This is a genomic window from Massiliimalia timonensis (assembly GCF_900186585.1).
Taxonomy (GTDB): Bacteria; Bacillota; Clostridia; order Oscillospirales; family Ruminococcaceae; genus Massiliimalia; species Massiliimalia timonensis.
This window is the reverse complement of the sequence record NZ_FYDD01000002.1, coordinates 326,954-349,966: the sequence shown is the minus strand read 5'-3', so window position 1 is coordinate 349,966 and position 23,013 is coordinate 326,954. Positions and strand designations below refer to the sequence as shown.

21 protein-coding genes are annotated in these 23,013 nt (G+C 48.9%); 8 read left to right on the top strand and 13 right to left on the bottom strand.

Going from position 1 to position 23,013, the window contains the following annotated elements:
• Positions 1-33: 33 nt before the first annotated feature.
• Entirely contained in the window at positions 34-354 is a 321-nt protein-coding gene (locus tag CIB36_RS01760) for a TfoX/Sxy family protein (RefSeq protein WP_093987889.1), read from the top strand.
• Positions 355-390: 36 nt separating this feature from the next.
• Here the strand turns inward: CIB36_RS01760 and CIB36_RS01755 are convergent, their stop codons facing one another.
• A complete protein-coding gene (locus CIB36_RS01755) occupies positions 391-855 on the bottom strand; it encodes a TspO/MBR family protein (protein WP_093987888.1) in 465 nt (154 codons plus the stop codon).
• Positions 856-933: 78 nt separating this feature from the next.
• Positions 934-1,119 (bottom strand): DUF6472 family protein, encoded by a 186-nt coding sequence (locus CIB36_RS01750; RefSeq protein ID WP_093987887.1) that lies wholly within the window; start codon positions 1,117-1,119, stop codon positions 934-936.
• A gap of 417 nt (positions 1,120-1,536) precedes the next feature.
• On the opposite strand from CIB36_RS01750, the gene CIB36_RS01745 reads away from it, so the two are divergent.
• Together CIB36_RS01745 and fliB are read left to right on the top strand one after the other, a co-directional pair.
• Positions 1,537-2,925 carry an MATE family efflux transporter gene (locus tag CIB36_RS01745; protein ID WP_093987886.1) on the top strand — a complete coding sequence of 463 codons (1,389 nt, stop codon included), beginning with the start codon at positions 1,537-1,539 and terminating at the stop codon, positions 2,923-2,925.
• A gap of 51 nt (positions 2,926-2,976) precedes the next feature.
• On the top strand, positions 2,977-4,113 hold the full coding sequence (fliB, locus tag CIB36_RS01740; RefSeq protein ID WP_093987885.1) for a flagellin lysine-N-methylase: 1,137 nt from the start codon (positions 2,977-2,979) through the stop codon (positions 4,111-4,113).
• A 23-nt stretch (positions 4,114-4,136) separates the two neighbouring features.
• Here the strand turns inward: fliB and CIB36_RS01735 are convergent, their stop codons facing one another.
• The gene (locus tag CIB36_RS01735) at positions 4,137-5,471 is read right to left on the bottom strand and encodes a sensor histidine kinase (protein ID WP_093987884.1); all 1,335 of its coding nucleotides are present in this window, start codon (positions 5,469-5,471) and stop codon (positions 4,137-4,139) included.
• On the bottom strand, positions 5,464-6,162 hold the full coding sequence (locus CIB36_RS01730) for a response regulator transcription factor (RefSeq protein WP_093987883.1): 699 nt from the start codon (positions 6,160-6,162) through the stop codon (positions 5,464-5,466). The genes CIB36_RS01735 and CIB36_RS01730 overlap by 8 nt, the downstream gene beginning before the upstream one ends.
• A gap of 139 nt (positions 6,163-6,301) precedes the next feature.
• Here CIB36_RS01730 and CIB36_RS01725 point away from each other — a divergent pair, with 139 nt between their 5' ends.
• From CIB36_RS01725 to CIB36_RS01715, 3 genes are read left to right on the top strand one after another with little or no spacing between them, the layout of a single operon-like run.
• Entirely contained in the window at positions 6,302-8,779 is a 2,478-nt protein-coding gene (locus CIB36_RS01725; protein WP_093987882.1) for a YfhO family protein, read from the top strand.
• A gap of 17 nt (positions 8,780-8,796) precedes the next feature.
• Positions 8,797-9,198, top strand: coding sequence for a GtrA family protein (locus tag CIB36_RS01720; protein WP_229408158.1), 402 nt, complete (start codon positions 8,797-8,799; stop codon positions 9,196-9,198).
• On the top strand, positions 9,191-10,129 hold the full coding sequence (locus tag CIB36_RS01715; protein WP_093987880.1) for a glycosyltransferase family 2 protein: 939 nt from the start codon (positions 9,191-9,193) through the stop codon (positions 10,127-10,129). The genes CIB36_RS01720 and CIB36_RS01715 overlap by 8 nt, the downstream gene beginning before the upstream one ends.
• Before the next feature lie 47 nt (positions 10,130-10,176).
• Here CIB36_RS01715 and CIB36_RS01710 read toward each other — a convergent pair whose 3' ends face one another.
• The 9 genes from CIB36_RS01710 to CIB36_RS01680 form a co-directional block, all read right to left on the bottom strand.
• Entirely contained in the window at positions 10,177-10,404 is a 228-nt protein-coding gene (locus CIB36_RS01710; RefSeq protein ID WP_093987879.1) for a serine kinase, read from the bottom strand.
• Between the two features lie 16 nt (positions 10,405-10,420).
• Entirely contained in the window at positions 10,421-12,100 is a 1,680-nt protein-coding gene (locus tag CIB36_RS01705) for a glycoside hydrolase family 13 protein (protein WP_093987878.1), read from the bottom strand.
• 14 nt (positions 12,101-12,114) lie between these two features.
• The gene (locus tag CIB36_RS01700) at positions 12,115-12,942 is read right to left on the bottom strand and encodes a carbohydrate ABC transporter permease (RefSeq protein WP_093987877.1); all 828 of its coding nucleotides are present in this window, start codon (positions 12,940-12,942) and stop codon (positions 12,115-12,117) included.
• The gene (locus CIB36_RS01695) at positions 12,942-13,805 is read right to left on the bottom strand and encodes a carbohydrate ABC transporter permease (protein ID WP_093987876.1); all 864 of its coding nucleotides are present in this window, start codon (positions 13,803-13,805) and stop codon (positions 12,942-12,944) included. Before CIB36_RS01695 ends, CIB36_RS01700 begins: the two co-directional genes overlap by 1 nt.
• Positions 13,806-13,860: 55 nt before the next feature.
• The gene (locus CIB36_RS01690) at positions 13,861-15,183 is read right to left on the bottom strand and encodes an ABC transporter substrate-binding protein (RefSeq protein WP_093987875.1); all 1,323 of its coding nucleotides are present in this window, start codon (positions 15,181-15,183) and stop codon (positions 13,861-13,863) included.
• 15 nt (positions 15,184-15,198) lie between these two features.
• On the bottom strand, positions 15,199-15,342 hold the full coding sequence (locus tag CIB36_RS13205; RefSeq protein WP_158662544.1) for a hypothetical protein: 144 nt from the start codon (positions 15,340-15,342) through the stop codon (positions 15,199-15,201).
• Complete coding sequence (locus tag CIB36_RS13200; protein WP_158662543.1) at positions 15,332-15,478, bottom strand: hypothetical protein; 147 nt, start codon at positions 15,476-15,478, stop codon at positions 15,332-15,334. Before CIB36_RS13200 ends, CIB36_RS13205 begins: the two co-directional genes overlap by 11 nt.
• Positions 15,479-15,574: 96 nt before the next feature.
• Entirely contained in the window at positions 15,575-16,819 is a 1,245-nt protein-coding gene (locus tag CIB36_RS01685) for a GNAT family N-acetyltransferase (RefSeq protein WP_093987874.1), read from the bottom strand.
• Between the two features lie 24 nt (positions 16,820-16,843).
• Positions 16,844-20,038, bottom strand: a complete 3,195-nt coding sequence (locus CIB36_RS01680) for a UvrD-helicase domain-containing protein (RefSeq protein WP_093987873.1) — start codon at positions 20,036-20,038, stop codon at positions 16,844-16,846.
• Positions 20,039-20,172: 134 nt separating this feature from the next.
• Here CIB36_RS01680 and CIB36_RS01675 point away from each other — a divergent pair, with 134 nt between their 5' ends.
• Together CIB36_RS01675 and CIB36_RS01670 are read left to right on the top strand one after the other, a co-directional pair.
• On the top strand, positions 20,173-21,546 hold the full coding sequence (locus CIB36_RS01675) for an MATE family efflux transporter (protein WP_093987946.1): 1,374 nt from the start codon (positions 20,173-20,175) through the stop codon (positions 21,544-21,546).
• A gap of 169 nt (positions 21,547-21,715) precedes the next feature.
• Positions 21,716-23,008: an MFS transporter gene (locus tag CIB36_RS01670; RefSeq protein WP_093987872.1), complete on the top strand. Its 1,293-nt coding sequence runs from the start codon at positions 21,716-21,718 to the stop codon at positions 23,006-23,008.
• Positions 23,009-23,013: the final 5 nt, after the last annotated feature.

The following is a 23,013-nucleotide window of genomic DNA, read 5'->3' as shown; positions in this document are numbered from 1 at the left end:
CAGATTCTCCAAAAAAGAAAGGGGCATAAAACGATGGCTACCAGCAAAGAATACTGCCAATTTATACTAGAACAGCTTTCTGATACTGATGGAATCACCTGCCGGCCTATGATGGGTGAATACTTGATTTACTGCTGTGGAAAGCTAGTCGGCGGTATTTACGACAACCGCTTCATGGTAAAGCCGGTTGCTTGCGCCAAGGCAATGCTGCCGCAAAACGTTTTGGAGGAGCCCTATCCGGGCGCAAAACCAATGCTTGTCGTAGAAGACGTCGAGAACAAAGCGTTTTTATCAGCATTGGTTCGGGCAATGTATCCGGAGCTCCCCGAACCGAAAGCCAAAAAGAAAAAATAAAAATCCTCAGCAGGAACCCTGCTGAGGATTTTTTCTTCAGTTTAACAGCCATACGCCTAAATTCAGGTAACCCGCGAAAAGAAGCCAGATAAAATACGGAAGCTGCAACAGCCCCGCGGCTTTGTTCAACAGCATAAATTCCCGGATCATCCAGATTACCAGCCCTATCAGAAAAAGCAGCCAGAAAAAGGCAAACCCATACCAATGCAGACAAAAGAACAAAACCGGCCAGAAAAAATTAACCGCCAGCTGTAGGATATATGCCTTCCATGCCCGAGCGCGCCGGTGTTCCCGGTCAGAGGAAACCAAATAAGCCGAAATACCCATCAAGCAAAACAAGACCGTCCACACGATCGGAAACACGATTCCCGGCGGAGAAAACGGAGGACGCTGTATGGTTTTATAAACCCCCATGCTATTGCCTGTGATCAGCGCCGATAATCCGCCCACTGCCAGCGGGGCTGCCAAATTGAAAAGAAACCGTTTCCATGAAAATTGCATCACAATCATCTCCCTTGTTAGGGTATGCCAAAAGCCATATCCCTATGCGGAAAATGTAAAAAAGAACCCGGCAGCAATTTAATTTTGTTTGCGCACAATCCTGTATTCATCATGAAACTGGAAGTAAGGGCAGTTTGAAAAAGAATTGGTCAAAAATCTCGCCATTTCATCCTCGTCCAGATCGACTTCACAAAGATAGCATTGACAAATCTCATCAAAGATGTAGTGTGAACAATAATCACAGCCTGTGGTCTGTTTCCCCATAAACTTTTTTCCTTTCCAAGCTTTCCTTCAGCCGTTTTTTAATCGGTCCAATGTGCAGCTTTTGCCGCCAATCGTTTCGTAAATTTAATTTTCCCAAAGGGTGGTATGATTATAACCAACAATAGAAATCCAACGGCATCTTCAAAAAGCTGATATTGTCTATATTGTATCACGGATTGCCGTTTCATGCAAAAGGTCGTGCAAAGACCCTTCATGCCTTTAGCATTTTTGTCTTATAACCTTCGATTATTGCATATTAGGTAGTTTTTCTTTCCCCGCCCCCTTTCGAATAGAAAATTTTTGCATTGTTTTTTGTGGATTTATTAGAAAAACCTCTCAAATTCTTGTTTTTTTAAAGGGAAAGCAATAGAATAAAACAGGTAGATAAAATTTTTCCTATCGGGCAGGGAGAATGACATGAAACGTTCTTATGAAATCGACATGTGCAACGGGCCTTTGCTGGGAAAGCTTCTGCGCTTTGCGATCCCTTTGATGTTTTCCAGCATCCTACAGCTTCTTTTTAACGCCGCAGATATTGTGGTGGTCGGGCAGTTTACCGGCAGCCAGGCGTTGGCGGCCGTTGGGTCGACCAGTTCCCTAAATAATCTTATCATCAACATTTTTATGGGGCTTTCCATTGGCAGTAATGTCATCATGGCACAGGATTACGGCGCCCAGCACTGGGATGAGGTCCATGATGACGTACATACCTCCATGCTATTGAGCGCTGTTTCGGGTGTTATTTTGATCTTTCTGGGTATCCTTCTGGCAGAGCCAATGCTGCAGCTGATGGGGACCCCGGACGATGTGCTGGAGCAGTCCGTACTATATATGCGGATCATTTTTGTGGGGATGCCCGCATTCATGATCTATAACTTCGGCGCCGCTTTGCTGCGCGCGGTGGGGGATACCCGCCGACCGCTCATCTTTTTGCTGATCGCCGGCGTTTTAAATGTACTGCTCAACCTGTTTTTCGTAATCGTATGGAACATGGGGGTTGCCGGAGTCGCTTTAGCCACCATTATCTCTCAGGCTTTGTCCGCTGCGCTGGTGGTCATGTGCCTGATTCAGGACCACGGCTATTACCACTTAAGTATCAGGGAGCTGCGCATTAAAAAGAAAAAATTTCTTTCTATTGTAAGGGTGGGCCTCCCGGCTGGGATCCAAGGGGCTGTATTTGGGATCTCCAATGTTACCGTGCAGTCGTCTGTCAATTCATTTGGCTCCTTAGTAATGGCTGGGCATACTGCTTCTTCTAATATTCAAGGGTTTGTTTACAATGCCATGTGCGCCTTTTATCAAGCGTCATTGAGCTTTACCAGCCAAAATGTCGGCGCCCAAAAGCCCAAACGTGTGCTGGCAGTGCTTGGACGGTGTATGGCCTGTACCTCTGCCGTGGGGCTGGTGCTTGGCGGGCTGGCTGTCTTGTTTGGGCCTCAGTTGCTCAGCATTTATTCCCCAGATCCGGATATTGTCCCGTTCGGGATGCAAAATTTATATGTCCTTTGCTTAACGTATTATCTCTGCGGGATGATGGATGTTGCCTGCGGCGCGATCCGCGGACTGGGATATTCGGTCACCCCTACCATCGTTTCACTGGCAGGCGCCTGCGGGGTGCGAGTGCTATGGATCTATACGGCTTTTGCGGCAAACCGCAGTTTGTTTATGCTGTACCTGTCCTATCCGGTCTCTTGGGCAGTTGCCCTGCTGGGACATCTGATCTGTTTTATCATCTTTTTTCACCGCTGGAAAAAGAAAGCCGGCACGGTTTCGCCGCAGGAATCGAAAGGATCATCTAATATCTAAGCGCAAGGCCGTGGAAAACCGCGGCCTGTTTTTGGTAAGAAAGGATACTCTATGCTTCGTGTTCCCTATTATTATCCATCATTTCAATGTACTGGTTCCGCCTGCCGGGACAACTGCTGCATCGGCTGGGAGATCGAGATCGACCAGCAAAGCTTTGCGCGTTACCGTAATTTGCCCGGCACTATGGGAGAACGGCTCCGCCAATCTATTTCCGAAGCAGGCGGCCCGCATTTTCTGCTTCACGGGGAACAGTGCCCCTTTTTAAATCAAGAGCATTTGTGTGACCTGATCCTGTTTGCAGGAGAAGAACAGCTTTGCCAGATCTGCCGGGACCATCCCCGCTTTTTTGAATGGTTCGGAAGTTTTCAGGAGGCCGGGCTGGGGCTTTGCTGTGAGGAGGCCGGGCGGCTTTTATTTGCGCAAAGGGAACCGATCGCCTTTCTGGAGCTGGAACAGTCCCTGCCCGGAGAACAGAAGGAAGCTCCCCCTCCGCTTTTAGATATACTTTTCCAAGCCCGGAATACTGCGTTTCACCTTGCCCAGGAGCGCACGCTTTCCATAGAAGAACGGTGTGCCCTGCTGCTCGACTTTGCCGACCAGCTTCAGTCCGCATTGGATCTTAACAGCCCGGATTTGATTCCAAAACTTTGCAAACAGGCGGAAGACCCCATACAGCGTGCCGCTTTGCTGGAACAATTAAAACAGGAGGCCTGCTGGGAGCAGGAATCTGTTTTTCAGGGGATGCTCTCCTTTTATCAGGGATTGGAGCCGGACCGTCAAAGCTGGATGAAAAAGCTGAGGCAGTTATCCGTTGCTCTTCCTGAGCTGTTAAAGCTACAGTCTGCGTTTTTAGCGGCATGTCAAGAAAGGAACCATGAGTATGAGCACCTGCTCGTTTACTTCCTGTTCCGGTATTTTCTAAAAGCTGTCTTTGATCTGGAGGTACTGCCAAAGGTGAAACTGGCCGTTTGCAGTTTTTTGTTGATTTACCTGTGTGATCTGAGCACTTTTTCAGGTACGGGGACCCTTACCAGTGATCAGCGGGTCGGCAACGCCAAGGATTATTCCCGGGAGATAGAATACTCTCCGGAAAATCTGGACGCATTCTATTTAAAAAGCTGGGAAGAGGATTGCTTTTCCTTAGACGCGCTTTTCTCGTTACTTTTCACTCATAAAACAAAGGGATGATGAATATTCATCATCCCTTTGTTTTATGATACTGGCAAGGTAATTTGAATAGAAAAGATCCCATCCTCCGACATCACATATAATTCCCCATGATGCAGAGAGACCATCTTCTTCACGCTCTTTAAGCCGATCCGGTTGCTTTCAACCTGTTCGTCATCCTCCTTCACGCGGTTACGCAGGGAAAATACGACCTGCCCGGGCTTGCAGAGCATTTCTACCTCAACGGCAAAATTTTTGTCCCCATATTTCAATACATTGGAAAACAGATTGCTGAAGATCCGCTTAATCATGTTCCCATTGCCCTGCATGCTCCCCGAAGCCACCTTCAGGTTCCGTTTCACCCGGAAGCCGGCTAGTTCAATGAAATCAATGTGTTCGATCAGGTTTTGCTTGATGTCAGTCAGCAAAAGGCTCGAAAATTCGACCGTATCACTCTGTTCAAAAACCAGCGCATACTCAAACATCCGGTCGGACAATTCCCGGATGTCCTCCACCTTTTTCAGGCAGCGGTCTAAATATTCTTCCCGCTTTTCTTCAGAACAACGTTTCCTCTTAATGATCTCCAGATAACCGGTCAGTGTGGTCAGCGGCGTTTTTAAATCGTGGGACATCGCACTGATCAGGTCCCGATTAGCGCCCCTACTTTCCTTTTCCTGCGAAATGTTTTCATCCAGCGCGATCCGCAGCGAGTTTAGCTGGCTGGCCAGCACCGCAATCTCATCCGTCCCGTTTACTGTCACCGGATGGCTTAAATCCCCTTCAGCCATCACCAAAATCTCTTCTTCAATCTGGCAAAGGTATTCCATCCTCCTTCGGACAAAATGCAGGATCGGAAATAAAAATACCCCTAAAGAAATCAGCAGACTCAGCACCAGATAAGGGATCATGATCTGAGCGATATAATAGGAGTAAAAATAAACGTCCGCCTCCTGATCCTGAAAGGCGACCCGCATCTGAACGGTTTCGTCATCGGTCAGATAAACTGCCTCTACCCCGCTCAAAAGGCTTCCAGTAATAAAGTCGTCCAATACCGGGGCGTAGTATCCTGTGATATATTCACCGGTCTGCGCGTCGTAAATACTGATCCCCGTATATTCGTCCCTACCTTGGATCAGTTCCCAAAGCTGGTGTTCTTCCTCCTCGTTTGTTGGGCGGACGTTGATTTGGACCGCGCGTTCCGCAAAATCAGAAATAAACTGCCCCTGGCGAGAGGAAAGCAGATGATGATCGCGCATTGCCTGATAAACCGGGAGCCGGATCCCCCACAGCAGGCAGAACACCAGCACCCCCGCAACACCGGATACCAGCATGGTAAAAAACAAGCGGACCGTTAATTTGGACAGATATTGTTTAATCACAGCAGTAACCCCTTCCCCAGATGGTCCGGATATACTCTGGATGCTGCGGATCTTTTTCGATTTTCTTCCGCAGGTTGCGGATGTGTACCATCACTGTGTTGTTGGCCCCGTAGTAATAATTTTCCTTCCATACCGCCTCGTAAAGCTGTTCGGCCGAAAGGGTGCGCTTCCTATTTTTGGCCAAAAATAAAAGCATGGCAAACTCTGTGTCAGTCAGCTCCACCTTTTTCCCTTGGATCTTCACTGTCCCAGATGCTTCATCAATCGTCATTTGCTTGATCTGGATGACCGGTTCAGACATCACTTCTTCTTTTCCGCGGTATACGTGGTACCGGCGGATCAATGCCTTGACCCTGCCCACCAATTCACTGTAAGAAAAGGGCTTTGGAAGATAATCATCCCCGCCGCTGGAAAATCCCAGCGTCTTGTCCCCATCCTGAGATTTTGCGCTTAAAAACAAAATAGGCGCATTGCTGATCTTCCGGATCTCCAGACAGGTTTGATATCCGTTCATCTTTGGCATCATCACATCCAAAATGATCAGGTCAAATTCATGCTGCATGATCTGATCCAAAGCCTTCAAGCCGTCGTTTGCCTCAATCACCTGATACCCCTCCCCAGATAACAGGATGTTGATGATCTCTCGGATCTCTTTATTATCGTCCACTACCAAGATTTTTGATTCTTCCATACAGGGACCTCTCTTTCTTTCCTTAGCCCTATTATACACGATTCTTCCCAATTTGAAAATCTTAAGAATTCTTTAGATTTTCTTTCGGTAACAATTAAGGAATCGGAAGTATAATCATTGATTGGAAAGGAGCCGTGCCATGCCTAAAAAACAAATTCTATATCCGATCCTATTAACAGCGGCTGTGCTTGTGTTGCTGTTTTTTTCTGTGCCTGCCGGTTCTGCCTTTGGCTCTGAAGTAGACTGGCTCTGCCAGCATGTAAGTATTGCCGAGCATTTTAGGCAGAACGTTTATGAAACGGGCAGCCTGCTGATCGATTACTCCGACTTGGGTGCTGGAAGTAATTTTTATATGTTCTCCTATTACGGGTACCTGCGGCCTGACATCCTGATCGGCTGTCTGCTGCCCATGGTACCGATGAAAACGATTTTGATCGTTTACGCCGTACTTGGCATCATCGCTTCGGTAAACCTGTGTTATTTCTGGCTGAAAAAGCAGGGCTTTGCCCCATTTTTCTGTTTTCTCGGAGGGATGCTCTTGGCATGCGCCTCCTGTTTCTTCCAAGCACACCGCCAACTGATGTTTGTCAATTACCTGCCGTGGCTGTTTTTGGCGCTTTTGGCAATCGACTACTTCTTAAAACAAGGCAGGATCGTACCATTTGTGTTATCTGCACTGATGTTTATCCTGCACAGCTTTTATTTTTCGATCTCCTGCTTTGCAGTTTGTTTCATTTATCTGCTTTACCGTTCCCGGGAAAAACGAACCGTCTTTTATTTTATCATCGGCTGCGGGATCGCCGTGGCATTGGCGGCGGTTTTACTGGTGCCTACCGCCTTGGTTCTGCTGGAGCATACCAAGGACAATGGCTCCGGGGCGTCGCTTCCCATCATTCTGGCGGTCAATCCCACACTGCGCTCCCTGCTCTACAGCGGGTATAGCTGCGGCTTGACCTTAGTCAGCTTATACGGCCTATTTCTGGGGATCAAGCACCGTCCTACCAGAGGCCTTGGCATCGCGGTCTTTTGTGCGGTATTCCTGAATATCGTGCCGTTTATCTTAAACGGCGGCCTGTATATCAAGTCAAAGATTTTAATTCCGTTTGTTCCGCTGGTCATTCTTATTTGTATTACAGTGCTGGCGGCGCTGTATCAGCAAACATTAAAACACAGCCTATGGCTTTTGCTGTTAAGCTTCGTTCCGCTGTTTTTCCAATCCTTCAAATGGCTGGTCATTCTGGACGCAGTATTTCTGCTGCTGTTTTTCCTGTTTTCCCAACGCGCAAAGGGGAAGCTTCTTCCCTATCTGTCCCTGCTGGTCGTCCCGCCGCTTCTATTTGTCCAGACAAACCGCACCGAAAGCTTTGTCCCGGCCGAGGATCCCCGCCAGGCGGTTTTTACCGAGGAAGAAATGAAACAGGTATATCAAAACACCAATGCGCGTTTTGACCAGATCGACACAGACGAAGCGATCGCCACTGTCAACCTGACCCCTGTTCAGGGAATGAAAAAAAGCACGATGTATTCATCCAGCATGAATACGGAATATTCTGCATTTTATTATGATCTGATGAAAAACCCGATCAGCATCAATAACCGCGTCGCCCTGTTGGCGGCTCCGAACCCATTTTTTGAATATCTGATGGGAATCCAATACCTGCAAACCACCAACCAAATGCTTCCTGACGGATATACGGTAAAGCTGCAAAAGGGAGAAAACGTACTTGCTGAAAATGATTCTGTGCTCCCTACCGCTTACGTCAGCTACAATCTGATGGGAAAAGCGCAGTTTGACACCCTTTCTTATCCGGAAACACTGGATGCAATGACAAACTATACCATTGTTTCCAACGCGGAGGAAATCCCATTCCAATCCGAAGTAACGCCATTTCAGCTAGATTACAGCATCGAACCGTCCCCGGACGGATTAGAAACTGCATCTTCCGATGGTGTGTATGACCTTCATGTGAAGCAGGAAACAGAGTTAACGGCCAGTTTAACCCAACCGATCCCGGCAGGGCATACCTTGATCTTGACCTTTGAGGTGGAAAATCCGGATGGACGGGCTGTGATCATCTCCTGCAATGGGATCCGGAACAAGCTGTCCGCCGATTCAGCAGCCTATCCAAATCACAACCATCAATTTACCTATTACCTTTCTTCCAGCCAGCCCATTGACACTCTGGACTTCACATTCAGCAAGGGAGATTACCAAATTTCCAACATAAAAGCATATCTATATGATAACGCAAAGATGGGCAATGAAGGGATCACCCCTCTTTCTTTTCAGGAAACCAAAGGAAACACCGTGCTTCAGGGCAGCGCAGAGGTACAAAAAGACGGGTATTTTGTCACCTCTCTTCCAATTCAAAACGGTTATCAGGCGTTTGTGGACGGGAAAGAAGTGGAGATCGAAACCGTGAACACAGCCTTTGTCGGATTCCCGATCACCAAAGGGAGCCATCAAATACAGATCACCTTCACACCTCCGGGCAGGAATTTAGGCATAGCCATTAGCCTGCTGGCACTGGCCGTGCTGGCTGTAGGAATGATTTGGGAGATCAGGCGTACACGCCGGGGAAAACCGGCCTTATCCAGCCCGGCACAAAGCAAATAAACATAAAGGAAGGACACATGATGAACAAGGAAAACTTCAAGGAATTGATCCGTTACGGTATCAACGGCGTTTTGACCACAGCCGTCAATTATGTGGTGTATTTTCTGTTGCTGCAATGCCATGTCAATTATTTAGTCGCCAATACCATCGCTTGGGTCGCAGCCGTTTTATTCGCATATTATACGAACCGAAAGATGGTATTTCACTCTGACCAGGACGTAAAAAAGGAATTCCTTTCCTTTGTTGGGCTTCGTTTCATCACACTTTTAGCGGAAAATGTGTTGCTGTTCTGCTTTATCAATCTTCTCAGTTTTTCACCGATGTGGTCAAAGCTGTTCGTCAGTGTGATCACCGTACTGGCCAATTATATCATCTGTAAAAGCAAAATCTTTATTAAGGGGGAAAACCAGCATGGATAAGATCAGTATTGTTGTGCCTTGCTATAACGAAGAGGAATCCCTTCCCCTATTTTACCGGGAAGTGTCAAAAGTCATGGAGGGAATCCCAGATACAGAAACAGAATTTATCTTTGTGGATGATGGAAGCAACGACCACACCATGGAGGTTTTAAAATCTCTTTCTTATAAAGACCCCCGCTGCAACTACTTTTCCTTTTCCAGAAATTTCGGGAAAGAAGCCGCCATGTACGCCGGTTTAAAGCATGCCAAGGGTGACTACTGCGTCATCATGGACGCGGATTTACAGCATCCGCCGGCTCTCCTGCCCGCCATGTACGAGGCAGTCAGCCAAGAGGGCTACGACTGCTGTGCCGGTTTTCGGGAAGACCGGGAGGGGGAGGGGAAACTCAGAAATTTTCTTTCCCGCAGCTTTTATAAAGTGATCCAGAAAATGTGCCGTTTGGAAATGAGTGATGGCGCTGGGGACTTCCGGATGATGAACCGCCTGATGGTGGATTCCATCCTGAAAATGAAAGAATACAACCGCTATATGAAAGGGATCTTTTCCTTTGTCGGGTTTGAAACCAAATGGCTTCCGTTCCGCAATGTAGAACGCGCGGCAGGACAAACCAAGTGGACCTTAAAAAGCCTCTTCCGTTATGCGATCGACGGAATCTTCTCCTTTTCCACCGCCCCGATCACCCTGGCAAGCATTGTCGGCGTTCTTTTAGTGCTGGCAGCGCTTGTTATCAGCATTTACGGCCTTGTGCAGATTGGGCTGGATGCCCCGGTCAGCGGTTGGCTCTGGATGACGGATCTGATCCTCTTTTTAGGGGGAATCCAGATGTCCTTTATTGGTATCATCGGCCAATATATTGCAAAAGACTATATGGAAAACAAAAACCGTCCCATTTATATTATCAAAGAGAGCAACCGGTTCCGCCGCAATTAACGGTAGTATAAAAAGAGAGTGGAAAGATAAAACTTTCCACTCTCTTTTTATACTGCAAACTCATCAAATTCCTTTACTACAGGGTCATTTTCTTCGCAGTAAAGGTGCAGCTCGATTGGCTGCGACAGGTCCAGACTGAAAATTCCCATGATGGATTTTCCATCGATCTTATAACGTCCGGATACCAAATCCAATTCATACGGGCAATGGATCGCTTTGGTATTAAAACTTTTCACATCATTGATCGTTTCCAACCGAATCCTTCGTGTTACCATAAAATCAGGCTCCTTTTTAAATCAAATAGACAAAAGCTTCATAAGGCTGCAGCGTCATCTGAGATTCGCAGCAGTACCGTGCCACTGCATTGTCGATCAGGCAAACCCCCGGCCGGACGATAAATTCCTCCGGCGGGAAAAACACTTCTTCCCGCGAACTGAAATTGCAGGCGCATAGCAGCTTCTGCCCCTCCATTTTTCTAGTATATGCAAAAATCGTTTCATCATTCGGGTCTAGCAGCTCATAGCTCCCGTAAACAATGATTCTGTGTGTTTTTCTCAGCCGAATCAATTTCTGGTAGTAACGGTATACTGAATCCGGGTCTGCTATCTGTTGTTTCGCATTGATCTGCGGGTAATTCGGATTTACCTCGATCCATGGCTCCCCTGTGGTAAATCCCGCGTTTAGGGTGTCATCCCACTGCATGGGGGTACGGGCGTTATCCCTACTTTTACGCCGGAGATAACGCAGCATCTCCGGTTGTGTTAGGATTCCATTTCCGGTCAGCTCCCGGAAAGCATTCAGGCTTTCAATATCCCGGTACTGGCTGATCGTTTCAAAGGAGATGTTCGTCATCCCCAGTTCTTCCCCTTGATAAATATAGGGCGTGCCCTGCATCATATGCAGACAGGTGGCAAGCATTTTTGCCGACTGGACCCGGTGCTTTGGGGAATCGTCGCCAAACCTTGAAACGGCACGGGGCTGGTCATGATTGCTCCAGTACAGGCTGTTCCACGCCTTTCCCGCCAATTCGGTCTGCCATTTGGAAAGGGTGGCTTTCAGTTTTACCAGCTTGGGCGGGGTATCATTCCATTTAAAGCCTAACGGGTGGTCGTCCAGTCCCATATGTTCAAACTGGAACACCATGGAAAGCTCATCCCCCTCTTCCCCTGCATATTTTCGGGCCTCCTCCACCGTTACGCCCGGCGTTTCGCCAACTGTCATTACATCATACCGGGAAAGCACTTCCCGGTTCATCTGCTGCAAATACTCATGCACGCGCGGGCCGTTGACAGTATAAGGGGAAGCGTCGCCGTAAAGCCCATTTTGAACAGGGCCGTTAGGGAGTCCCGGCGTTTTGGAGATCATGCTGATGACATCCATCCGAAAGCCGTCGATCCCCTTGTCCAGCCACCATTTCATCATTTGGAACACTTCTTCCCGTACTGTCGGATTCTCCCAGTTCAGGTCAGGCTGTTTTTTGGAAAAAAGATGCAGGTAATACATGTTTGTGTGTTCATCAAATTCCCAAGCGCTGCCGCCGAACACGGACCCCCAATTATTCGGTGGACAGTTTCCGTTTCCCTCCCGCCAAATATAATAATCCCGGTATGGGTTGTCCCGGGAGCTTCTACTTTCCGTAAACCACGGATGTTCATCAGAGGTATGGTTTACCACCAAGTCCATCACTAATCGCATCCCAAGCTTGTGGATCTGGAAAAGCAGCCGGTCAAAGTCCTCCATCGTGCCAAATTCCGCCATGATCGCCTGATAATCTGAAATATCGTATCCATTATCGTCATTCGGGGACTGGTATACCGGAGAAAGCCATATCACGTCGATCCCCAGTTCTTTGAGGTAATCCAGTTTGGATAAGATCCCGTTTAAGTCCCCGATCCCGTCGCCGTTAGAATCACAAAAGCTTCTGGGATAGATCTGGTATACAACGCTTTCCTTCCACCATGTTTTTTTCATCGCGTTCCTCCTATCTACTTGATCGCACCCTCTGTCACGCCTTTGACGATATACTTCTGGCAGAACAGATAAAAAATCACGATCGGGATCATACAAAGAAGCAGCCCTGCGGTGGCTAAATCCCACCGCTTGGAAAACTGGCCGAAAAATAGGAAGGTCTTCAGCGGCAGGGTCTGCCAGCCGGTTTTGTTGATCATCAGCTGCGGCAGCAAAAAGTCATTCCAGATCCACATCACATTCAAAATCGCAACGGTAATCAGGATCGTCTTTAACAGCGGCAGAACGATCCGAAAAAAGGTCTGGAACATATTGCAGCCGTCTATCGTAGCCGCCTCTTCCAGCTCCAGCGGAACATTTTTGATAAACCCGTGCAGCATGATAATGGAAAGGCTTGCCCCAAACCCCAAATACATCACCACGATCCCCGGCCGGTTCATCATGTTCATGGCATCCATCAGGCTTACCAGCGGCAGCATCACACACTGAAAGGGGATCAGCATCGCCGCGGCGAATGACAGGAAAATGATATTGCTGATCTTCCACTTATAACGCACCAACGCCCATGCAGCCATGGCGCAGAAAATTAAAATCAAAACCGTAGCCGATATCGTAATTGCGGCCGAATTGAAAAAAGAGGTGGCAAAATCCAGCTTTTCAAATGCTTCCGGATAGTTTTTCCAGAGAAAGGTGTCCCGGTTCGGCAGCCCAAGTACATCTAAATAAATGTTTTTTAGTGATTTAAAGGAGTTGATCAGCAAAATCCAGATCGGGGATAAAAACAATAATGCCAGCAAGCTCCCCAGTAAAAACAGGCCGATCCGTTTCATTCGCGTCCTGCCCATCACATCTCCACCTCCCTTTTCTTGCTCAGGTACAGCTGTGTCAGGCTGATGGCCGCAACCACGATCAAAAAGAGGACCGCTTTTGCCTGCGCGATGCCTAGCTGATTAAATTTAAAAGCAGAATTATAAATGTTCATAGCCAGCATTTCGGTAGAATGATAAGGTCCCCCGCCGGTCAGCGACAGGTTTTGGTCGTACATTTTAAAGGAATTGGTCAGGGATAGGAATAAACCTATCGTAAATGCAGGGGCCACCAGCGGCAGGATGATTTTTGTCAGGCGGTGCCAGCCGTTGGCGCCGTCGATCTGTGCGGCCTCCATCACACTGTCCGGGATATTCTGAATCTGCGCAATATAAATGATCATCATATATCCGGAAAGCTGCCAAGTCACCAAAATCAAAAGTCCCAGCGCCGCGGTGGCCGGGGTAGATAACCAGCCCTGCAGCCAAGGAATCCCCAAGGCCTTTCCTACTGAATCAAACGCCTGCGTAAAGATAAACTGCCAGGTAAAGCCCAACAGAATCCCCCCGATCAGGTTGGGCAGGAAAAATACACTGCGCATCAGGCTGCGCAGCGGGACCGCCTGGGTCACCAAAAGCGCCAGAAAAAATCCCACTACATTTAAGCTTACTACCGCGCAGGCCGCAAACACAGCCGTAAACAGGAAAGACCGCCAAAAACCGGAATCCTCAAAAATATCAGCATAGTTTCTGACCCCCACCAAGGAAACTTCGTTCCCGATCCCATTCCAATCGGTAAAAGAATAATAAATGCCGGTAAACGCCGGGATCAGCTGAACAAGAATAAAAGCGATCAGCGCCGGGGCAATAAACACCCAAAAGCCCCATTTGGGTCTTTTCATCAGACATACCTCCTCTTAAAAAGCCGGAGAAACGCTTTCCCCCGGCTTTTTCATATTACTTTCTCGCCTTTTCCCAATCTGCTTTTGATTCCCTGACTACTTCGTCCCAGCTTTTTTCTCCCGCCACATAGGACTGGATATTGACCCCTAATGATTCCTGCGCCCAGCCGGTCGGCGCACCGGTCCACACCCACGGGGCGATCGTTCCGTCCTTTACATGCTGTGCAACGATTTTACTTAACGGGTCAGACGGCGCCAGATCGCCGTAATTTGTAAACGGCGGAATAAAGCCTAAATCGTCCACCACGATCTTTTTCCCTTCTTCAGACTGGTACAGCCAGTTTAAAAAGTCTTTCGCGGCCTGTTTATCCGTATCGCTTGATCCGCTGTTTACCGACCAGTAGATCGGTACCCCAACCGGAATATTTCCTTCTGACACGCCTTTTAGCGGGATCGGGATCATACCGGTATGCTGGGCGACCTCCTCATCAACGTTTTTAATTTCAGGATACACCCAGTTTCCCTGCTGGATCACCGCGACCCGTTCGATCGCATATCCGCCGCCCACCTGCATGGAATAATCCACCGCGTTTAAATTAGATGGGGTCTTTGCACTGGAGGTGTATTTGACCTGTAAATCGATCAGGTCTTTGAGCTGGTCCCCGTATTTGAAATCAATCGATTCTGATTCAAACGCCTCTGTGGCGCTGGAAAACTCCTGTCCCAGGCTGACGTTTGCCGTATGCATCCCAGTGACCCATGTTTCCTTTACCGGGTATTCCATCACCGCTTCCAGGACAGGGAACTCGTCTTTTAGCTTTCCGTCCTCGATCATCTCCTGCAATTTTCCAAATGCCTGGTCGATTTCTTGGTAGGTTTTCAGGCTTTCCCCGTCGATACCAGCCGCTTCAAAAATGTCCTTGTTATACAAAAAGCCATATCCTTCCACCGACATGGGCAGTCCGTAAACCTTCCCGTTATCGGAAACATCGTCCAGCAGCCCTTCCGCCACCTTGCCGATCCACTCCTGATCAGACAAATCTTCTAAATTCTTTTTCCAGTCCACAATATCCTGCGGCCCGCCGACATTAAAAATCTCCGGCTGGTCAGAACTGGACATCTTGGTCCGCAGGGCAGCGCCGTAATCGTCCCCGCCGCCGACAGTTTCCAGGTTGATCGTTACATTTTTATGCTCTTTCATGTACGTTTGGGTCGCTGTTTTTAAGGCGTCGTTTACTTCTACCTTAAACTGAAAAATATCAACGGTCGCCTTTTCTTTGTCCGCATTATTTTTCCCGGAATCAGTGCAGCCGGTAACCATAGAACAGCCCAATCCCGCGGCCAGACAGATGGCAAGCATCCTTTTTAAATGTTTCATAGGTGTTTCTCTCCTTTAAAATAAAGCTTTTACCAATGAGGTTTCGTTGTCATCAGTATGCCCAATTTTTGTTAAAATAGACGGTTCGCCCAAGCTGTACAAAAAACAGCAGGCATCTCCCATGCTTGGGACTGCCTGCCGCGCTTTTTTATAGATCATCTGCATCCTGCACCGGACGATCGCCGTCTTCTCCAATGCCGGTATAACTGCCCTGCACATCGGATTGGATCTTATTTTTTTCGGTGCTTTTCGCTTCTTCCCGCAGTGTTTTCTCCATTTTTTTCTTTTTTCCCATGGTGCTGTCACTCCTTGTTTTTTCTTAGTATCACAAAAAGAAAGAAAAATATACAAAAAAAGAAACGCTGTTATCTCACAGCGTTTCCTAAATTTTTTAAAAGAAGTCGTGCAGCCAGATAGATTTTTTAAAGAATACCTGGTCGATCGCCGGCGTATCTTCCCGGATCTCTACATTTGGCATGATGCGGATCTGTTCCCTTTCAAAGCAGCCGGTGATCAGCCGGGTGAATTCCCGAATCCCCATCGAAACCTGTGCATCCCCGCCAGATGTTTTTTCCACCTGAACAGCCTTTCCGTTTTCAAAAGAAACGGAAAATACCCCTTCATTCCATGGTGCCATCGGATCGGACAATTCGATCGAAAGGCTACCGCTGCCCTGATACACAGCCGATCCCAAAACCTTTTGGGCGTCAACTACCCGGTACATTCCCATAAAATGCTGATTCCTGCGGATCGGGTTTGTTTCTCCCAGATAAAATTCCAGCGGAAAATCGGGAGAAAGCGCAACGGTAAGGCAATCATAATCCGAGGAAAAAGATTTTGCAAACCGCAGCAGCGCTTTGAGCCCCTCCGCGTCACTAAAAGCAAATTCCACCTGACGGAAGTTGGAGGAGCAGTTCATTCTTCGCTCCCCGTCCACGGTATCCTTAAAAAACCGTAAATAGCCTTTTGGTTCCCCGTTTTTGTCGCGGTAAAGATACCAATATTTTTTCGAGGTGAGCGGATCGTCCTGAAATAGGGCAAAGTCAAGCTTCTCCCGTACAACCGTTAAATCATACCTGCCGCAAAAATCCCGGTACACCTTTTCAAAATCATCTACCGGTTCCCCCGGCGAGTAAAGGTGGAACTTCCCTCCTTCTTCTGGGAAATCCGGGATCACAGACATCGGAATCACCCATTCCATCGTCTGCGTGGCAAGCTCGTACCCAAACTTCCGGTAAAACTGCACCGAAAAAGGATACAGCGCCGCAAATGCATCGCCCCTGTCTTTCATGTCCTGGATCGCTACGCGCATACATTCCCGGATCACGCCACGGCGGCGGTATTCCGGGCGGGTAGAAACGAACCCTACCCCGCTCATCCCAAGCTCTGTCCCGCCAAACCGTACCTGATACGGATAGGTGGAGATCACGCCCATCATGGTACCGTCGTCATCAAATGCCGCAAACCGGGAAAGGGTATAATAGTCGGTGTGCGAGGACGGGTGTTCCATTTGGCGGCAGATCCGTTCCTCATTGCTCATCTTTAGTGTGTTCTCTTCGATCGGGAATTCAAACGCAATGCTTCCAACCGCCTCAGCTATCGAATATTCTTCCCGTTTGATCTTTCTTGCGATCATATACTTCCTCCTTTGACTTTTTTATCATGAAAAGAAACTCAACTGTTTCCCAACCGGCCTTTCCTTAGGCGCTTTTGCTGTTTCCTCCTGAAGCAGATCACGGGGGATCTCCTTTAAAAAGCGTGACGGTTCTTTCGCGGTAAGAAGGTTTAATTCCTCCCGTGCACGGGTCATCCCTACATAAAACAAACGGCGTTCTTCCTCAATATCAGAAAACAGATTCCCCCGGCTCAACGGCAAATACCCCTCCTGCACGCCAGCCAAAAACACTACCGGGAACTCCAGTCCCTTAGAAGCATGGAGCGTCATCAAGGTAACAGCGTCGGCAGAATAATTTTTTTCGCTCCGCCGTTTCCAGTCCGCCTCTTCGCCGATCATCAGCGCCTGCAAAAATTCCACCATGCTTTGGTAAAACACCGCCATATGAAGCAGTTTTTTCACGCCCTCTGAAACCTCCATACCAAGCCGGGAAACCAAATCGCCCAGAAGTTTTTCCGGCCTTTGTTTGGTAAAATGGGAAGAAAATTCCCAAAACAAGGTAAGCCACAGAGGAAAAGCTTCCTTTTCCTCTGGCCCGGGCTCCCCCAACCCATTTTTTAGGATCTCATCGCAGATCCCGTCCGGGTCGGTAAGCTGGAACAGATACTGCAAACAATCCCGCAAGGCCAGCTTATCCTTCCTGTTCTCCAGAAAGCGAAAAAAGGAAAGCACTCCGCGTACCTGCTCATCCTCCAGCAGATCATCTTTTCCTAGCACAACATAAGGGATGCTTTCTTTCCGCAGGCACTGCTTCAAAATCTCTGCCTGCTGGCGGGTGCGGTACAGCACCGCAATCTCTGAAAAGCTGCGGGGGAGCTCCTGTTCCTGTCCAAAAGCATGGGCCTCCAGCATATCCATGCCGCCCACCATGCGGTTGATGCGTTTTGCCAGTTCAATTCCTTGTGAAAGCTCGCTTTCAGCCTGAACCGCCACCACGGGGCCTTTGCTTTTGCTTTCAGCCAGCAGCAGCCTTTCCCCGCCCGGATTATGCCGTATCGAAGCAAGCGCGCACTGGATAATCTCCGGAGAAGAACGGTAATTGGTGCGCAGACGGATCATTTCGCAGTCAGGAAAGTCCGCTTTCAGACGGTCAAAACAATCAGCCCGCGCGCCACGGAACCCATAAATCGCCTGATCTGGGTCGCCGATCACAAACAGCCGGTTTCCATTCCCAGCCCATGCGCAAACCAACTGATATTGGATCTCGTTAATATCCTGAAATTCATCTACCAATAAATATGAAAAGCGTTTCCGCTCTTTTTTTCGGAAGGAAACGTTATCTTCCCACAGCTTCTTCCCGAAAAGCAGCAGATCGTCAAAATCCATCGCCTGCGCCTGAGAAAGCAGCTGTTCATACGCCTCATACCATTCTTCCCGCAGTGTGTCGCTGCTTTTTATCAGCTTATTTTTGCAGGAGGAAACTTCCTGCAAAAACCGCTTCGGCCTCCAAGAAATGGAGAACCTGTCCAAGACCTCTCTGGCGAAGCTTTCCGCCTGACAGGGATCTAAAATCGCATGAAACGCCCCGTTCTGCTGCAACTGGCGCAAGCAGACCGCGTGGAACGTCCCGATCCGCACCTGATTTGCCTGCCGTTTAGAGCCAAGCTCCCGCTCCAGACGTTCCCGCATTTCCTTTGCCGCCTGATTGGTAAAGGTGACCGCCGTGATCTCACTGGGTTTTACCCCTTGTTCCCGAATCAGATGACAAAGCCTAGAGATCAGGGTCTTCGTTTTTCCAGTGCCGGGTCCTGCTGCCACTGCAACCGCAGACGCTTTTGAATTGACAGCCTGCTGCTGCTCCTCATTTAAAAGCTGCGCGACAGCCTGACTTTGTTCTTCCGATTGCTTTTGCAGTTTGGGAAGATTCGGTTTTTCCTCTGTTTTCTGTTTTCTCTCAGCAATACCAGTGACCGGCAAAAAACTTAGCTGCCCATTTAGTTCATCAATCTCCGATGCGCTCAGCGGCTTCAGCTTGCCGTATTCCCCGTCATAGCCGGGTTCCCATTCTACTTTTCCATTGCGTAGACGTCGGATCCCCTCCTCGATGCAGGGGCCGGCCGCTATTCTGATGTCCTCAAGCGGGGCTTCCCGCAGGATATAAAACTCCGCGCCTAAGCTTTCCAGCATTTTGCCGTACTCTGCCAGCACCTTTTTACTCCCGGCAGAGCGCCCAGTCGAAGCAGCGATCACCTCCGGCAAAGGAACCAAGCTTTCAAAGGGCAATGCATTTTTCGGACGGTACCCCTCTTTCCGGTCTGCCAAATCCTCTACCCGGTGGTCCACCCCAATGGTCAATTTTTTTCCGCAGACAGGGCATTTTCCATCATATTGCTTTGTCTGGGCGGGCCGCAGGCACAAATGGCAACTGCGGTGCCCGTCATAATGGTACTTCCCTTCCTCCGGGAAAAATTCAATGGTCCCCCGAAACCCGCCGGGAGCGCCCTCTTGGATCGCCTTTGCCATAGCATGATAGGAGAGGTCTATCTCCATCAGGTTTGCTTCCCGCCCCAGCTTTGCGGGGGAATGGGCGTCCGAATTGGACACCATGGTCAGCCTGTCCAGTGCGGAAACCCGCCAGTTCATCGGCGGGTCAGAGGAAAGCCCGGTTTCAAACGCATGGATATAGGGAGTAAGATCTTCAAAGCATTCCTCGATCGTATCAAAGCCTGAAAAGGCGCCAAACATGGAAAAATGCGGCGTCCAAATATGGGCGGGGATAAATACCGCGTTAGGACAGGCATCCAGTGTGATTTCCAGAAGATCGCGGCTGTCGATCCCCAAAATGGGGCGGCCGTCCGAATGGATGTTCCCAATGGCCTCTAACTTTTTAGATAGCCTTTCTGCCTGTTCCAATCCCGGTAATAGGATCAGGTTATGTACCTTTCGCACCTTACCGTTCTTTTTATAGATTGAACTGATCTCCCCGGAAACAACGAACCGCGGGGCTTCTCCAAATCGTTTTCCCGGCGCACGCAGATCCTGCTTCAGCACATAAAGCCCTTCTTCTGCCGGCGTTAACGTTTCCTTTAATCGTTCCCTCCATGCCGGGTGGGTAAAGTCCCCGGTTCCCAATAATCCAATCCCTTTCCGGTCCGCCCAAAGATCCAAATATTCCGGGATCCCTTCCTTGCTGGTAGCCCGTGAATACTTGGAATGGATATGAAGGTCTGCAATCAGCATCCTGTTCACCTGCCCCTTTTACAGAATACTTTTATTATACCGTTGACCCTGATAAAAAGCAATCTTTTTCATTGCCGCCGGCTTTCAAATGTGATATGATAAAACCGTACTTTTTTGGCGGGACGGTGGCAGACATGAAAGTGGAAAATAATTTAGGGACGGACTCTATCACAAGGCTGGTGTTCCGGATGGCAATCCCCAGTATGCTCGCGCAGTTTGTAAGCGTGCTTTACAGCATTGTCGATAGAATGTATATCGGCAATATCCCTAAGATCGGCGCTGCCGCACTGGCAGGCGTAGGGGTATGCGGCCCGGTCATCACCATGATTGGCTCGATCGCTTTCTGGGTAGGGATCGGCGCAACGCCTTTGATCAGCATCCGTATGGGGGAAGAAAATCTTCCCGCCGCTAAAAAAATTGTCGCCAACGCGTTTCTTTTAATGGGAGTACTCTCGCTGCTGGCAGGAACAGCAGCTTTTCTGTTCCGGGAGCCGATGCTTCTTTTATTCGGCGCCAGCCCGTCTACTTACCTGTACGCAGAGGAATATTTTTCTGCCTATTTGGCCGGAACCCTATTTGCAGTTCTGGCAACCGGAATGAACCAGATCATTATCTGCCAAGGCTTTGCAAAGGTGGGGATGGCTTCGGTGATGATCGGAGCCGTCAGCAATATTGTCCTTGATCCCGTGTTTATCTTCCTGTTCGATATGGGAGTGCGCGGCGCGGCAGTGGCAACCGTCCTTTCCCAACTGTTCAGCTGTATCTTTGTGCTGCGGTTTTTATTCCATAAAAGCCTTCCCGCCCCGATCACCTTTGGCTCCTATTGCCTGCAAACCATGGGGAAAATATTGTGGATGGGCCTTACTCCGTTTTTGATCATCGCGATCGACAATGTCATGATCATTGCTATGAATGCTGTTTTGCAGCATTACGGCGGGCCCCAGCGGGGAGATGCTTTGGTTACCTGCGCCACCATTGTGCAAAGCTTTATGCTGGTGATCACCATGCCGCTGGGCGGGATCAGCGGAGGCACCCAAACCATCTTAGGCTATAATTACGGTTCAGGGGATACCGGCCGGGTAAAACAGGCGCAAAAACGGATCATCCTAATGTGCGCCGGGTACACGGCCCTGCTGCTGCTTTTTGCCCAGACGGCCAGCCCGTTGTTTATCCGTATGTTCACCCAAGACCCCGCCTTGGTCCATCAGGCTGAATGGGCGATCCGTGTCTATACCCTGGGCGTGATCCCATTGGGCGTACAGTATGCAATCGTAGACGGCTTCACCGGGATCGGCAAGGTAAACCTTTCTTTGCCTCTTTCCTTTTTCCGAAAGCTTGTTTACTTTGTATCCCTGTTTCTGCTTCCCTTCCTTTTGGAAGCAGAGTATACCTTTTTTGCAGAAACCATCTCGGACTTTTTAGGCCCGGCAGCTTCTATCACAGTTTTCCTGCTATTAAACCGCCGCATCCTAACCCGCCGGGAAAAAGAGCTTGGGCTTTACAGCTAACCTTTTTCAAGCGATTCAACTAGAAAGGAACCTTATCATGAAACTCTGTATTGGCAACGCTCCATGCAAGGTCTGCTAGGACGAACCTACATGGAGCACTGACCCTCTTCGTCCCAAAAGGCTTTGCGTCCAGTTTGAAAACAAATAAGAAATAAGGAGCAAAGTCGAAATGAAACAATTACATATATTTTTCCATGAGCTTCACAGCTTTTTGATTTTATGGATCACGCAGGCACTATCCACATTAGGCAGTTCCATGACAAGCTTTGCGCTGATCATCTGGTCTTATCAGCAGCAGGGTTCCGCACTGAACACCGCGTTATTGTCGGTCTGCTCCTATGTGCCCTATATCATGATGAGCATTTTTGCCGGTGCGCTCAGCGACCGATGGGATAAAAAAGCCACCATGCTAGCCAGCGACAGCTTTGCGGCAATGTGTACGATTATCACGCTGTTTTTGCTGCAAACAGGCCGGTTGGAGATTTGGCACCTGTATTGCCTGAACGCCCTGTCTGGCCTTATGAATACCATACAACAGCCGGCGGCGGATGTTACAGTCAGCCTGCTGATTCCCAAAAAGCACTACCAAAAGGCAAGCGGGATGCGCTCGTTTTCTAATTCCCTGATCAATATTTTGACTCCGGTGATCGCGGCGGCCCTGCTGTCGCTATTTCAGATCCAAGCAGTCATTATATTTGACCTTGTCACATTTGGGATCGCGTTTATTTCCCTGCTGTTTTTTGTCAGGATCCCTCAAGCTATTCCGCGCCAAGAGAAACGGGAACCGGTTTTTCGATCTGCCAAGACTGGGCTGCGGTATTTAAAACAAAACCGTGGGATCTTAGACTTGATCCTGTTTTTGGCTGCGATCAACTTTACCGCTTCGGTATATAACGCGGCGTTCCCTGCCATGCTTCTCTCCAAAGAAAACGGCGGGGAAACGGCGCTGGGAATCGTCAATTCAGCAACGGGAATCGCATTGCTGCTGGGAAGCATCGCCGCTTCAGTGCTTCCTGCGCCAAAAAGCCGGGTGCGGGTCATCTGCAACACCCTGCTGTTTTCTATGAGCACGGAAAATTTCCTGCTCGCATTCGGAAATTCTGTCCCTGTATGGTGCATCGGCGCTATTCTGGGCTGGACTTGCATCCCAGTTATGAACGCCAACATGGATGTACTGCTGCGCGGTCATGTGCCTCTTCCTATGCAGGGCCGTGTTTTCTCGACCCGGAACACCCTGCAATTTTTCACGATACCAATCGGGTATTTTACAGGAGGCATTTTAGTGGATAAGGTGTTCGAGCCTTTGATGGCGTCCCAGCCCCAAAACTCCCTGCCGTCGATCTTATTTGGAACAGGGAAAGGGAGTGGAGCCGCGTTTTTATTCTGCCTGCTTGCTGTTGTTGGCATCGTGACCTGTCTGCTGTTTCGGAAAGATCCCCATATCTGGAAGCTGGAACAATAACCTTG